Origin of the sequence: Paraburkholderia sp. BL17N1, assembly GCF_003634175.1 — a bacterium.
Lineage (GTDB): Bacteria > Pseudomonadota > Gammaproteobacteria > Burkholderiales > Burkholderiaceae > Paraburkholderia.
Genome location: NZ_RBIW01000001.1, coordinates 1,596,246 through 1,610,690, shown reverse-complemented (window position 1 = coordinate 1,610,690; position 14,445 = coordinate 1,596,246). Strand labels below are relative to the sequence as shown.

The following is a 14,445-nucleotide window of genomic DNA, read 5'->3' as shown; positions in this document are numbered from 1 at the left end:
CGTACTGCGCAAATTTTACGACTAGCTCGACGAATTACTTGATGCTGACGCCGTCGAAACGCGCATAGCCGAGCGGTTCGATACGCATATCCACGACCTTCTTGCTAACAGGCTGGTACACCGTGGAGTGAGCGATCGGCGAGAACGGCAGTTGCTGCGCGAAGATCTGCTGAGCCTGCATGTAAGCCGTCGTGCGCGCGCCTTGATCGGACGTGACGCGACCCTTCTGGATCAGGTCGTCGAACGGCTTGTAGCACCACTTCGAGAAGTTGTTGCCGTTCACTGCTTCACAGCCGAGCAGCGTGCCGAGCCAGTTGTCCGGATCGCCGTTGTCGCCGGTCCAGCCGATCAGCATCGTGTCGTCCTCACCTGCGTGAGCGCGCTTGATGTACTCGCCCCACTCATAGGTGACGATCTTCGCCTTCACGCCGATCTTGGCCCAGTCGGCCTGGATCATTTCCGCCATCAGGCGGGCGTTCGGGTTGTAGGCGCGTTGCACCGGCATCGCCCACAGCGTGATGTCGAAGCCGTTCGGATAGCCGGCCTTGGCCAACAGGGCCTTAGCTTTGTCCGTGTCGTAGGACGCGCTCTTCAGGTTCTTGTCGTACGACCATTGGGTCGGCGGCATCGGATTCGTGGCGGCCTGGCCTGCGCCCTGGTACACCGAGTCGATGATCGCCTTCTTGTTGATCGCCATGTCGAGCGCCTGACGCACTTCGACCTTGTCGACCGGCTTGTGCGTCACGTTGTACGCGAGGTAGCCGAGGTTGAAGCCCGGTTGCGACGGCATCGCGATGTTCGCTTCAGCCTTCAGCGGCGCAATGTCGGCCGGACGGGGATAGCTCATCACCTGGCATTCGTCGCGCTTGATCTTCTGCACGCGCACGCCGGCGTCCGGCGTGATCGAGAAGATCAGCTTCGAGATCTTCACCGTGTTCGGCTTCCAGTAATCCGGATTGCCGTCGAAGCGGATCGTCGCGTCTTTCGTGTAGCTCTTGAAAATGAACGGGCCCGTGCCGACCGGGAACTGGTTGATGTCGGCGGCCTTGCCGGCTTTCATCAACTGGTCGCCGTATTCACCCGACAGGATCGACGCGTACTCCATTGCCAGATTCTGGATGAACGGCGCGTTGACTTCCTTCAGCGTGAACTTGACCGTGTACGGATCGACCTTTTCGACGCTGGTGATCAGCTTGTCGAGGCCCATGTCCGTGAAGTACGGGAACTGGACCGGGTAAGCCTTATGAAAGGCCGAGTTCGGGTCCAGCATGCGCTGGAACGTGAACACGACGTCGTCCGCATTGAATTCGCGCGTCGGCTTGAAGAACGACGTGGTCTGGAACTTCACGCCATGACGCAGATGGAACGTATACGTCTTGCCGTCCGCGGAGACATCCCACTTTTCGGCGAGGCCCGGTTCGACCTTGGTGCCGCCGCGTTCGAATTCGACGAGACGGTTGTAGACGGTGAACGTGTTTGCCGTGAAATCGGTGCCCGTGGTGTATTGGGCAGGATCGAAACCCGCGGGGCTGCCTTCTGAGCAGTAGACCAGGGTTTTGTTCGGGATCTCGGCGCGCGCGACACTTGCGCCCACCATCGATGCCGCTGCAGCTGCGACGAGCGTCGTAACACGCGCGGCGCGCAACAGATTGTTTTGCTTCATGTTTCCTCCAGGTTCGTGGCCGGCTCCCGCCGGCGTAGCGCGATATTACTTGAGCTTGGCTCACAGCACCAAGCGGAGGAAATTCCCTCCGTCGATCGGAGTTACCGCTTTAGCGGTTACTCCGATCCCACGCAGCACGGACAATTGGAAACCATTCGGGCATAAGCGGCAGCCGCACGCCGGCGCTGGCCGGGTATACGGCTCTAGAGGGGCGTCTCAGCAAAAAACGGCCCGCCGTCCTTATTTCAGACCTACGTTCATGAATTGCGTCGGGCCGAACGGGTCGATCTTGAAGCCGGTGACGTCTTTGCTGATCGGCTGATAGACCGTCGAGTGAGCGATCGGCGTGAACGGAACTTGATCCTTGAAAATTTCCTGAGCTTGCGTGTAGTCCTTGGTGCGCTCCGCCAGATCCGTCGTGCCGCGCCCCTTTTTGATCAGATCGTCATACGGTTTGTAGCACCATTTGGAAAAGTTACTGCCGTTCACCGCGTCGCACCCGAGCAGCACGCCGAGCCAGTTATCCGGATCGCCGTAATCGCCAGTCCAGCCGATCAGCATGGCTTCATGCTCGCCGGCATGGCCGCGGCGAATATATTCACCCCACTCGTAAGTGGTGATCTTCACCTTGACGCCGATCTTCGCCCAATCGGATTGCAGCATTTCCGCCATCAGGCGCGCGTTCGGGTTATAAGGCCTTTGAACCGGCATAGCCCAAAGCGTCAAATCGAAGCCGTCCGGATAACCCGCCTGTTTCAAGAGTGCCTTGGCTTTTTCCGTGTCGTATGGTGCATCCTTCAGATTCTTGTCATAGCCCCACTGGGTCGGTGGCATGGGGTTGGTCGCCGCCTGTCCGGCACCCTGATACACCGACTCGATAATCGCTTTCTTATTGATCGACATATCGAGCGCGCGGCGCACCAGCACGTTGTCGAGCGGCTTCTTGGTAGTGTTGTAGGCAATAAAGCCGAGATTGAAACCGACCTGATTGGGGACCACGAGCGACGCGTCGGCTTTGGCTTGCGGAATATCGGCGGGACGCGGATACGACATGACCTGGCATTCGCCGCGCTTCAGTTTCTGCAGACGCACGGCCGGATCGACGGTAATCGCAAATATCAGTTTGCCGACTTTGACGACGCCCGGCTTCCAGTAATCCGGATTACCGTCGAAGCGAATCGTGTCGTCTTTCGTATAGCTTCGGAAAATAAATGGACCCGTGCCGACCGGATATTGGTTGATATCCGACGCCTTACCCGCTTTCAATAACTGATCGCCGTACTCAGCCGAGATAATCGATGCGAACGGCATGGCGATCTGCTGTAAAAACGGCGCATCGACTTCTTTCAGCGTGAATTTCACGGTGTAAGGATCGACCGCTTCGACCTTCGCGATGTTCTTGGCGAGGCCGAGATCGGTGAAATACGGGAACGGCACCGAGTACGCCTTGCGGAACGGCTGCTCGGGATCGAGCATGCGCTGATAGGTGAAGACGACGTCGTCGGCGTTGAATTCGCGCGTCGGCTTGAAGAACGCCGTGGTCTGGAACTTCACGCCGTGGCGCAAATGAAACGTATAGGTGAGCCCGTCAGGCGATACATCCCATTTTTCGGCGAGGCCCGGTTCGATATCCGTGCTGCCGTGCGCGAACTCGATCAGCCGGTTGTAGACCGTGTACGACGCCGCGCTGAACTCGACGCTGGTGGTGTATTGCGCACTGTCGAAGCCCGCCGGACTGCCCTCGGAGCAGAACACGAGAGTCTTGTCGGGCAGCTTGGCCGCGTCGGCGACGGCGGGCAGCAGCGCGGCGCTCAGAACCGCACAGGCGCTCAGCACTGGAAGGCAGGTTTGGCGAACTGCAAACAGCAACTTGGGTACCGTCATCACGTTCTCCGCACAGCAGCCACGTCAGCTGCGCTTTGATCATAGACAGCACAAAAATCGGGTTCAATGAGGGCTTACGCGCCGCAAGTTTCATTCGCGCGGGCGTGTTTATTGCGGCGCAGCAGCCGCCGCTGCGGTCGTGCAAGCACGGAATCTCCGGTTTCGGCTTCGTTCGCGTAGCGCTCGGCCGGCACCCCTATGAGGCTCGCGCCGCCCGCCGCCGCGCCATTCGTCGCGCGAAAAAAAACCGCGCGGCCAAACGCGCCGCGCGGTTTCGTCTCCACGACGTGATGCGAGCTTAAACGGCCAGCCGTTCGCAGATCGCTTTAGTCGCCGCCGCACCGTTCAGCGTGTAGAAGTGCAGGCCGGGCACTTTGGCGTCGATCAGACGCCGACACAGGTCCGTCACCACGTCCAGCCCAAACGCGCGAATCGACTCGCGATCGTCGCCGAAACTTTCCAGCCGTCGCGCGATCCAGCGCGGCACTTCAGCGCCGCACATCTCCGAAAAACGCATCAGTTGGGAGAAGTTCGTGATCGGCATGATGCCCGGCACGATCGGCACATCCACGCCGAGCTTCCTTGCGTCGTCGACGAAACGGAAGTACGCGTCCGCGTTGAAGAAGTACTGCGTGATAGCCGAATTGGCGCCGGCCTTCACCTTGCGGGCGAAGTTGTCCAGATCGTGACGCGGCGAGCGCGACTGCGGATGGTATTCCGGATAGCCGGCCACCTCGATCCAGAACCAGTCGCCAAACTCGGCGCGGATAAAGCTCACCAGTTCCGACGCATAGCGCAACTCGCCGACTTCGCCCATGCCGGACGGCAGATCGCCGCGCAGCGCGACGATATGGCGGATGCCATGCGCGCGGTATTCGTTGAGAATGGCACGCAGGCTCTCTTTCGACGAGCCGATGCACGACACGTGCGGTGCCGCTTCGAGCCCTTCCTTCGCCATTTCGACGACAGTATCGAGCGTGCCCTGTTGCGTCGAGCCGCCGGCGCCGAACGTGACGGACACGAACTTGGGCTTGAGCGTGGCGAGCTGGGCGCGCGTGGCGCGCAGCTTGTCGACGCCTTCCTGCGTTTTCGGCGGGAAGAATTCGAATGATAGTTCGATCGGGTTCATGATTCAGTGGGTCAACCGAGACTGCGGTTGCCGAAAATAAGCGCGGACAGCAGCCAGGAAACGATGCTGTACAGAATCGAGCCGATGAACGCCGACCAGAAACCCGACACTTCGAAGCCCTTCAGCAGCGACGCGCACAACCAGAAGCACAGCGCATTGACCACCAGAATGAAGAGTCCGAGCGTGAGAATCGTGACGGGCAGCGTCAGCAGGATCAGAACCGGCCGCAGGATCGTGTTGATCAACCCGAGCACCACCGCGACGATCAATGCGGTGCCGAAACTGCGGATATGAATCGACGGAACGAGGTAGGTGATGATCAGGAGCGCAAGCGCGTTGATCAGCCAGGTCAGCAGCAAGGTCATGTAGAGCTCCTTTGGCAGGATGTCCGATAACGAAAAAAGCGCGCAAAGCGGCAGGCATGGCGGACAAAGCGGCGCATCATGCGCCGCCCTGTCGTCAAGCTGTCATGCGGTCAAACCGCCGCGACGCGCTTAATAGCGGTAGTGGTTCGGCTTGAACGGACCGTTCTTGTCGACGCCGATGTAGCCGGCCTGATCGTCCGACAGCACGGTCAGGTTCGCGCCGATGCGCGCCAGATGCAGGCGTGCGACCTTCTCGTCCAGATGCTTCGGCAACACGTACACCTTGTTCTCGTACTTCTTGCCTTGCGTGAACAGTTCGATCTGCGCAAGCGTCTGGTTCGTGAACGAGTTCGACATCACGAACGACGGGTGGCCCGTCGCACAACCCAGGTTCACGAGGCGGCCTTCAGCCAGCAGGATCACGCGCTTGCCGTCCGGGAAAATGATGTGGTCGACTTGCGGCTTGATGTTGTCCCACTCGTACTGACGGGTCGACGCCACGTCGATTTCCGAATCGAAGTGACCGATGTTGCAGACGATCGCATTGTGACGCATCGCCTTCATATGGTCGTGGCCGATCACGTGGTAGTTGCCGGTTGCCGTCACGAAGATGTCGGCCTTGTCCGCCGCGTATTCCATCGTCACGACGCGGTAGCCTTCCATTGCCGCTTGCAGCGCGCAAATCGGATCGATTTCGGTGACCCACACGGTCGCGCCCAGACCGCGCAGCGATTGCGCGCAGCCCTTGCCCACGTCGCCGTAACCGGCCACCACGGCGATCTTGCCCGCGATCATCACATCGGTCGCGCGCTTGATGCCGTCGACCAGCGACTCACGGCAGCCATACAAATTGTCGAACTTCGACTTGGTGACCGAGTCGTTGACGTTGATCGCCGGGAACGGCAGACGGCCTTCTTTTTCCATCTGATACAGACGGTGCACGCCGGTCGTGGTCTCTTCCGTCACGCCCTGGATGTGCGCGAGGCGCGTGGAGTACCACGTCGGGTCAGCGTCGAGGTGCGAAGCGATCGATTTGTACAGCGCGACTTCTTCTTCGTTCGTCGGTTTCGAGATCACTGAGCGGTCTTTTTCTGCTTTCGAGCCCAGGATCAGCAGCAACGTGGCGTCGCCGCCGTCGTCGAGGATCATGTTGGCGAATTCGCCGTTCGGCCATTCGAAAATGCGGTGCGAGAATTCCCAGTACTCGTCGAGCGATTCGCCCTTGAATGCGAACACCGGCGTGCCGGCCTTGGCGATTGCCGCGGCAGCGTGATCCTGCGTCGAGAAGATGTTGCACGAGGCCCAGCGCACGTCGGCGCCGAGCGCCGTCAGCGTCTCGATCAGCACGCCGGTCTGGATCGTCATGTGCAGCGAACCCGCAATGCGCGCGCCCTTCAGCGGCTGCTGCGCCTTGTACTCTTCGCGCGTTTGCACGAGGCCGGGCATTTCTGTCTCGGCAATGTTGAGTTCCTTGCGGCCCCAGTCGGCAAGCGACATGTCGGCAACAACGAAGTCCTGGGAATTTTTGGAATCGATAACTGCGGCGTTCATCACGCCCTCCTTTCTAAGTTGTGACTAGAAATTTGACGTGAGCGCGGTTCGATGCGGTGGCCAGGAAAGCGCAATGCGCATCCGAGCCCTCCGATTGAAGTCTCCGAGCCTGGCGGGCGGCCGGCGAATAGGCTGATTCGCGGTACCCGTCGCAACGCTCCTCGAAGACGAACGGCGATTGTAGCAAAACGAGATGGCTTCGGGGCGTGGATCCGGTTTTCAGGCGATGCGGGTTTCTCGCGCTTCGAGCGTGTGCGCGAGCGCCCTTATGGACGCCTCGCAGACGTCGCGCGGCCTGTCAGGCGGCGGCCCCGGTCGTCACGTTCGCCGTGCGCAATTGCGCGATGCCGGCGCGCGCGGTCTCGAGAAACTGCCTGGAAACGCGGAACGCTTCGGCGACATCGGCGGGATCCGGAATCTGCAATCCGAGCGCGACGCGAAAGTAACGCTCGGCGTGAATGCCCGCGTGGTAATGCATGCGCACGCGCTTCGCGTCGCTCAACCGTGGGTTGCCGAATATATCGCGCAACGCCCACGAAAACGCGCCGTCTTCGCCGCCGATCCGGCGAAACGCATCGTCCATTGGAAAGCCGCCGAGGGCGAGATAAGCCGCCCGGCGAATAAACAGGCCACTCGGCACCGTATTGCTAAGCGTCGCGGCATGCGCGGCGAAGTCAGGGTGAGCCGTGAGGTCGCGCGGAAAATCCGCGTACTCGACGTCAAGCCGCACGGACACTTGCGTGGGATTTTCCGCGAGGAATGCGCTCGCCGCGGCGAGGGCGCCGGGCAGGTATTCGTCGTCGGCATCGAGGAACGCAATCAGGTCGTGCGACGCGTGCATCGCGCCCCAGTTGCGCGCTCGGGCCGGCCCGCCGTTGTACGGCATCGGCAACAGCCCCACGCGCGCGTCGACGCGGCCGCATTGCGCCACGATGTCCGTGGAGGCGTCGGCCGAGCCGTCATCTACCACGATAATCTGCGTGGTCTCAGGCTGGGTCTGGCAACTTCGCAGAGCACGCGCCAGCGTCGCCGCGCCGTTATAGCAGGGAATGATGATCGAAATAGGCGTCATGATGAACCGGGGTGATGGGCGGGTCGGCGGTTGAAAATCCATTGATGTTATTCCGCTTGCCGCCGGGCGTATCTTGAATTGGCGGCCGCGTCCCCGCATCCGCGCTCTCTGCAATATAAATATATTGACTTACAATCATCCGGATCATTCCAATTTGGAATTCTGGAGCCAGAGATCGTGGAACTACGTGCGCTGCGGTATTTCGTCGAAGTGGTGCGTCAGCAGAGTTTCACCGTCGCGGCCGAGCAGATGTTCGTCACGCAGCCGACCATCAGCAAAATGGTCAAGTCGCTGGAAGATGAAATCGGCTCGCCGCTGCTGCTGCGCGACGGGCGCCAGATGGTGCTGACCGATGCCGGCCGGATCGTCTATCAGCGCGGCCAGGACGTGCTGGCGGCGCACGCGCAACTGCAGGCTGAACTGAACGATCTCGACACGCTCGGCCGCGGCCAACTCACCATCGGCATTCCGCCCATGGGCGGCTCGCTCTTCACGCCGGCCATCGCGATGTTTCGCCAGCGCTATCCGAAAATCGAACTCAAGCTGTTCGAACAGGGTTCGCGCGCCATTGAAACCGCGCTGATCAACGGCGAACTGGAATTAGGCGGCGTGCTGCAGCCGGTCGACCCGGAAAATATCGACGTGCTGCCCATGACGCGTCAGTTGCTGTGGCTCGTCGCACGCACGGGCTCGAGCTGGGACGAGCTGCATGAGGTGCCGCTCGCGCAACTGGCCAACGAGCCGTTCGTGTTCTACGGCGAAAGTCTGGCTCTCAACGATGTCGTCCTGAACGCATGCCGCACCGCCGGCTTTGCGCCGACCATTGTCGGACGCAGCGGGCATTGGGATTTTATGGCGGCGCTGGTGCTGGCCGGAGTCGGCATTGCGCTGTTGCCGGCGCCGTACTGCCGGCGTCTCGACCCCGCCCAATTCACCTGCCGACCGGTGGTGGAACCGGAGATTCCATGGGAAATGGCGATCGGCTGGCGTCGCGACGGCTATCTGTCACACGCCGCGCGCGCGTGGCTCGAAGTCGCGCGGGAGGCGCTGCCCGGCCAGGCCGCCGACGATTTCATGCTCGGGCCGGGTATCGGCGTGACCGGTATCACGACACCGTTTACGGCACGTCCCGCCGAGTGAGGCAGTGCCGCCCGGCGCAAACCGGGCGGCATGTCTTACGCGATGGGTTCAGCCCGCAATCACTGCTGCGCGACGAACTCGATGCGGCGATTGGCAAAGCGGCCGCTCGCCGTGTCGTTGCTCGCCACCGGACGCGCCTGGCCATAGCCTTGCGCCAACAGCGAATCAGCCGGCACGCCTGTCTTGACGAGGTACGCGCGCACCGCTTCGGCACGTTGCTTCGACAACTGCAGATTCGCGCCTTCGCCGCCGACGTTGTCCGAATAGCCTGCCACTTCCAGACGCGCAGTCTTGCCGTTGCCGGCGCAGGCGTTCAGCACGCGCGCCGACTGCTTCAGATCATCCACCGCCGAAGCCGGTACATGCGCGCTGGCGCTCGCGAAGTTGATCACCTGCAGGTTCAGCACCTTGACCACATCCGCTGCGGCGCACGAGCTATCCGGCGTGAGCAGGTTCTTGATCGCGCTGCGGAAGTTATCGTTGGCATCGGCGACGGCGTGCGCGACGTCGAACGAACCGATCTGATACGACGTGCCGAACAGCGACTTCAGCTTGTCGAGCCAGCCGAGCTTCTTGTCCGCGGCAGCGCCGCTCAGTTCGATGTGCGTGCCGACCACTTTCACTTCCGCGCCGGGCAGCGAAAGCAACGGCAACAGACTGTCGAAATGCGCCAGCCAGTCGGCCGGTTTCGTGGCCGGATCGACCGTGATGTTGGGCACGAAGTTGTATTGACCGAGGCGCTTCGTCAACTGATCGATCAGCAGCGTCTTTTCAGCTTCGCTGCCCACCGTGGCGGTCAGCGTGGGTTTGCCGGCTGAGTCGACGGTGAAGCTGAGCTGGCTGTCCTGAGTCGGCGCGAGTGCGGCGGCGGGTTGCTGCGCGTCGCTCGCCGAACTGGCGGGCGCTGCGGCGCTGGCGGCGGGAGCCGACGCCGCCACGTCGCTGGCGGCCGCCGCAGCGGCCGACGCCTGAACAGGCGCCGAAGCCGGTTGCACGCTAACCGCTGCTTCGGAACTGTTGTGCCCTGCGGCGCGGCTGGCGTTCTGCTCACTCTGGCAGCCACGCAAAAACAGAAACGCCAGCACCGCCGCGATTGCCGCGAGCAGCCACCACAGCCACGTGTGCGAACGGCGTTCTTCGCGCACCACGGCGCCCGCGGGCACGTGAATGGTCGACAAGGCGTCCGCGACCGGCTTCGCCGCGGGCGTCGGATGATCGATGTGTGACGAAACAGCCTTCAGTTGCGCCAGAATGTTGCCGGCAAACGCGCCGACGCCGCCCAGACCGAGCGCGGCCATCAGGCGGTCGTTCAGATAAGGTGCAATGACCGGCAACTGATGGCCCAGCAGCGTGGGCAGTTGTCCGGCGTTGCCCTGACCTTCGAGACAATGGCGCTTCAGCAAGCCAAGCAGCGTTGCCCCGACGATGCCCGTCATGGCATGCGTGGCGTGCGCCGGCACGCCGGTTTGCGAGGCGACTTCGTCGCTCAGCGCGTCGACGCGGCGGTCCAGTGTTCTTTCGAGCAACTGCCGCCCGGTCATTTCCAGTCGGCTCAAGCCATTCGTGCTGTCGATCAGATGCGGCAGTTGTTCGGCGATATGGCCGTTCACTTCCGGCGAGAGGATCGTGGCGAACAGCGAACGCGCACCGTCGAGCGTCGCACCCTTTTGCATCAGACCGGCGACAAGCGTCGGCGCCGCGACGGACAGCACCTTTTGAGTCGCGTCCGCCGGTAGCCCCAGCCGCCCCGCTAGCTGCCGCACCACACCGTCCGTCATGGCGGACTGAATCAATTGAATTGCGTTGATGCTCATCGCTTCGCTTCCTTGAGTTCCCGAACGCGTCACCTGACGCGCTCCTTTTTGCGGCGCGATTATAGGTTTCGGGAAATCTCATAAACGAAACGGCACAATTTATGACGAATTGGCAGACGTTCGCTCAAGTTGTCTTATATTTGGCGGCAAAATCTGACATCTCGCCGAGCGCACAGGCGGCCTTCGCCGCCATGCCAGTTCAACTGATCGGCGCCATCTGCAACTCCGCTTGCGGCTCGCAACGGGCCGCCGCGATCAGATCCGCCGCACGCTCGCCGATCATCACCGTCGGCGCATTGGTGTTGCCGCCGATCAGCGTCGGCATCACCGAAGCGTCGACGATCCGCAGCCCCGTGACGCCGCGCACCCGCAACTGCGGATCGACCACCGAGCGCGCGTCGCCGCCCATCCGGCATGTGGCCACCGGGTGATAGATCGTGTCGGCATGCTCAGCGATCGTGCTACGCAACTCCTCGTCCGACTGGCCAGGATGCGTGTACAACTCGCTGCCGCCGTGCAACGCAAGCGAGGGCGCGTCGAGAATACGCCGCGCCATCCGCGCGCCGTCCACCAATAAATCGAGATCGCGCGGGTCGCTGAAGAAACGCGGGTCGATCACCGGCGCGGTGCGCGCATCGGCGCTCGCGAGCGTCACGGTGCCGCGGCTGTGCGGCCGCAACACGCACACGTGCAGCGAGTAGCCGTGACCCCAGTGCATGTGACGGTTGTGATCGTCGACGATGGCCGCGCAGAAATGCAATTGCAGATCCGGCCGCTCGAGCGTCGGCTTGCTCTTCAGAAAACCGCCCGCCTCGGCGACATTGCTCGACAGCATGCCACGCCCGTGCCGCATGAACGTGACGAACTGCGGCAGCATTCGCGCGATGCCGCGAATCGAAAAGCCGGTCGGCTCGATCGACGAAACCCGTTTGTTGATGGTGAAATCGACGTGGTCGATCAGATTCTGGCCGACCTCCGGCGCGTCGTGCAGCACCGAAATGCCAAGCGACTGCAGATGCGCAGCCGGTCCGATCCCCGAGCACATCAGCAGTTGCGGCGAATTGAATGCGCCTGCGGCAAGCACCACTTCCCCGCCTGCCTCGAGCGTTTCCGTGCGGCCGCCGCGCACGATCTCCACGCCGCTCGCGCGCTTGCCGTTGAAAGTGACGCGCAGCGCCGTCGCGTCGGCGATCGTATGCAGATTGGGACGCGCGCGGTCGTAGATATAGGCGTGCGCGACGCTGCAGCGGCGTCCGTCGCGCTGCGTCACCTGGTAGAAACCGATCCCTTCCTGATCCGCGCCGTTGAAATCGGTATTCGGCTTGTGGCCGGCTTCCATCGCTGCCTGCACGAAGCGCCGCGAAAACGGATTTTGATAGCGCAGATCGGCGACGGTCAGCGGGCCGCTGTCGCCATGCCATGCATCGGCGCCGCGCTGGTTGCCTTCGGCGCGGCGGAAATACGGCAGCACCTCCGCCCACGACCAGCCTTCGCAGCCCAGTTCCGCCCACTCGTCGTAATCGAGCGCATGGCCACGCGTGTAAATCATCGCGTTGATCGCACTCGATCCGCCGAAGCCGCGCCCGCGCGGCTGATACCCTTGCCGTCCGCCGAGCCCAGGTTGCGGCGTGGTCAGATAACCGTAATTGGTCTTGAGCTTGTGCGGTACCACCGCCGCCACGCCGACCGGCATATTGACCAACAGATTGCGGTCCGTGTGCGGTCCGGCTTCAATCAGCGCGATCGTGGCGTCCGGGCAGCTGTCCGCGAGACGGCTCGCCAGCGCGCAGCCGCCCGAGCCTGCACCGACGATGATGTAGTCGTATTGCATCCGCTCCTCCTGATGGGCCGCGTTGCTCGCACGCCCTGTCTCGTGCACACTTGTCTACGTGTGTTTCATCGGCATTGTAGGGAGCCTTCGGACGGTGCGGCGCCTCTACGGCAGAGCGATTCCTCTAAACGGAAGGGCCGCCGCGCCCCTATGATGAAAGACGCGCTAACGCCCGCCGGGCGGCTGCGCCCAGCATTCAAACGCGGCGTTGCACGCGCCGTCCTCTCAGCGCGCGGCATGACACGCGGCGATCAAACAGCGCGCTGCCGGCCGACGCCGGCGAGCATGCGTTGAACGGAGACAGCAGATGGAAAAGCACAGCTTCGGCCAGACTCACGAGGTGACCAATCAGGTCGCGCCGCTGGCGGACTACAACCTCTTTTCCAGCGACGCCGCGTTGTCCGCCGCCCTCGAACGTGACGGCGCCGGTTGGCATCGCGGTGCATTGCTGCGGCACGGCGCGGCGCTCACCACGCCCGAGACGCTCGCGCTCGCCGAACTGGCCAACCGTCACGAGCCCGAGCTTTTCACGCACAGTCCGCGCGGCGAGCGCATCGACGCGCTGGAGTTTCATCCTTCGTGGCACACGCTGCTCTCGCTGCTGCGTCGCGAAGGCCTGCACGCGCTGCCATTTTCCGATCCGCAACGCGGCGCGATGGTGGCGCGCTGCGCCGGTTACTTCCTGCATGCGCAAATCGAATCCGGTTCGCTCTGCCCGCTGACGATGACCTTCGCGAGCATCCCCGTGTTGCAACGCGAACCCGCGCTATTCGCGACGCTGCGCGACAAGCTCTACGCGCGCGAGCACGATTCGCGCGATCTGCCGCTCAAGCAGAAAACCTCCGCGATGATCGGCATGGGCATGACCGAAAAACAGGGCGGGTCGGACGTGCGCAGCAATCAGACGCGCGCCTACGCCACCGCCGGCAGCGGCTGCGGCGGCGCCTACCGGCTCGTCGGCCACAAATGGTTTTTCTCCGCGCCGCAGTGCGATGCGCATCTCGTGCTCGGCCGCACCGACGAACACGAAGGCCTGTCGTGCTTCTACGTCCCACGCTTCGCGCCGGACGGCCGCAAGAACAATGTGCAGATCCAGAGTCTGAAAGACAAGCTCGGCAATCGCTCGAATGCGAGCAGCGAAGTCGAATTCCTCGACGCGTTCGGCATCATGATCGGCGACGAGGGACGCGGCGTGCCGACCATCATCGAAATGGCGAATTACACGCGGCTCGATTGCGTGATCGGCAGTGCGGCGCTGATGCGCGCGGCGCTCGTGCAGGCAATTCACCACGCGCGTCATCGCAGTGCGTTCGGCCGCCATCTCGCCGATCAGCCGCTGATGCGCAACGTGCTCGCCGATCTGGCTCTGGAATCGGAAGCGGCGACGGTGCTGTTCATGCGTCTCGCGCGCGCGTTCGAGGAGTCCACCGACGCCGCTTCCACTTCGCTTGCCGAGCGCGCGTGGCGCCGTATCGTCACGCCCGCGGCGAAATACTGGGTCTGCAAGCGCGCGCTGGAATTCACCGGCGAGGCGATGGAAGTCTGGGGCGGCAATGGCTACGTCGAGACCGGTCCGATGGCGCGCTTCTACCGCGAAGCGCCGGTGAATTCGATCTGGGAAGGTTCCGGCAACGTCATGTGCCTCGACGTGTTACGCGCGATGGAGCGCGAGCCGGAAGCGGCGCAGGCGCTGTTCGCCGCGTGGCAAGCGGACGCGCAAGCGCATCCGGCATTGAGCGCCGCACTCGGCAAACTCGCCGCCACGCTCAACGGACCGGCCGAGCATCGCGAAGCTTCAGCGCGGCGGATCGCGCAGCAAGTCGTGCTGATCGCGCAGGCCACCTTGCTGCTCAAACACGCGCCTGGCGAAGTGGCCGAGGCGTTTATTGCCACGCGCCTCGCCGATGGCTGCGGCGAAAGCGGCCGCGTGTACGGCACGCTGCCGGCCACGTTCAATCACGCGGCGATCATCGAACGGGCCTTTCCCGCCTGACGC

General features: G+C 62.7%; 11 protein-coding genes and 1 riboswitch. Of the genes, 3 read left to right on the top strand and 8 right to left on the bottom strand.

Features of this window, described 5'->3' with window-relative positions; all coding sequences use genetic code 11:
- Positions 1-34: 34 nt before the first annotated feature.
- Both B0G82_RS07025 and B0G82_RS07020 read right to left on the bottom strand, forming a co-directional pair.
- Positions 35-1,663 (bottom strand): ABC transporter substrate-binding protein, encoded by a 1,629-nt coding sequence (locus B0G82_RS07025; RefSeq protein ID WP_121307039.1) that lies wholly within the window; start codon positions 1,661-1,663, stop codon positions 35-37.
- A gap of 240 nt (positions 1,664-1,903) precedes the next feature.
- A complete protein-coding gene (locus B0G82_RS07020) occupies positions 1,904-3,547 on the bottom strand; it encodes an ABC transporter substrate-binding protein (RefSeq protein WP_116143748.1) in 1,644 nt (547 codons plus the stop codon).
- A gap of 35 nt (positions 3,548-3,582) precedes the next feature.
- Between B0G82_RS07020 and B0G82_RS39365 the strand changes: the two genes are divergently transcribed.
- The gene (locus B0G82_RS39365; protein WP_147439461.1) at positions 3,583-3,849 is read left to right on the top strand and encodes a hypothetical protein; all 267 of its coding nucleotides are present in this window, start codon (positions 3,583-3,585) and stop codon (positions 3,847-3,849) included.
- On the opposite strand, the gene metF is transcribed toward B0G82_RS39365, so the two are convergent.
- The 4 genes from metF to B0G82_RS06995 form a co-directional block, all read right to left on the bottom strand.
- Positions 3,846-4,676, bottom strand: a complete 831-nt coding sequence (gene metF, locus B0G82_RS07010; protein WP_121307037.1) for a methylenetetrahydrofolate reductase [NAD(P)H] — start codon at positions 4,674-4,676, stop codon at positions 3,846-3,848. The two genes, B0G82_RS39365 and metF, sit on opposite strands and share 4 nt — an antisense overlap.
- Positions 4,677-4,687: 11 nt before the next feature.
- Positions 4,688-5,041 (bottom strand): phage holin family protein, encoded by a 354-nt coding sequence (locus B0G82_RS07005; RefSeq protein WP_106284835.1) that lies wholly within the window; start codon positions 5,039-5,041, stop codon positions 4,688-4,690.
- 129 nt (positions 5,042-5,170) lie between these two features.
- Positions 5,171-6,592 (bottom strand): adenosylhomocysteinase, encoded by a 1,422-nt coding sequence (gene ahcY, locus B0G82_RS07000; protein ID WP_106284834.1) that lies wholly within the window; start codon positions 6,590-6,592, stop codon positions 5,171-5,173.
- 32 nt (positions 6,593-6,624) lie between these two features.
- A riboswitch (S-adenosyl-L-homocysteine riboswitch) is annotated at positions 6,625-6,761 on the bottom strand.
- A gap of 129 nt (positions 6,762-6,890) precedes the next feature.
- Complete coding sequence (locus B0G82_RS06995) at positions 6,891-7,664, bottom strand: glycosyltransferase family A protein (RefSeq protein ID WP_121307036.1); 774 nt, start codon at positions 7,662-7,664, stop codon at positions 6,891-6,893.
- Positions 7,665-7,841: 177 nt separating this feature from the next.
- Between B0G82_RS06995 and B0G82_RS06990 the strand changes: the two genes are divergently transcribed.
- Entirely contained in the window at positions 7,842-8,804 is a 963-nt protein-coding gene (locus B0G82_RS06990) for a LysR family transcriptional regulator (RefSeq protein ID WP_116143742.1), read from the top strand.
- 59 nt (positions 8,805-8,863) lie between these two features.
- Here the strand turns inward: B0G82_RS06990 and B0G82_RS06985 are convergent, their stop codons facing one another.
- Entirely contained in the window at positions 8,864-10,618 is a 1,755-nt protein-coding gene (locus B0G82_RS06985) for an OmpA family protein (protein WP_121307035.1), read from the bottom strand.
- A 199-nt stretch (positions 10,619-10,817) separates the two neighbouring features.
- Positions 10,818-12,449 (bottom strand): GMC family oxidoreductase N-terminal domain-containing protein, encoded by a 1,632-nt coding sequence (locus B0G82_RS06980; protein ID WP_121307034.1) that lies wholly within the window; start codon positions 12,447-12,449, stop codon positions 10,818-10,820.
- A 307-nt stretch (positions 12,450-12,756) separates the two neighbouring features.
- Between B0G82_RS06980 and B0G82_RS06975 the strand changes: the two genes are divergently transcribed.
- Positions 12,757-14,442, top strand: a complete 1,686-nt coding sequence (locus B0G82_RS06975; protein WP_121307033.1) for an isovaleryl-CoA dehydrogenase — start codon at positions 12,757-12,759, stop codon at positions 14,440-14,442.
- The last annotated feature ends 3 nt before the right edge of the window (positions 14,443-14,445 follow it).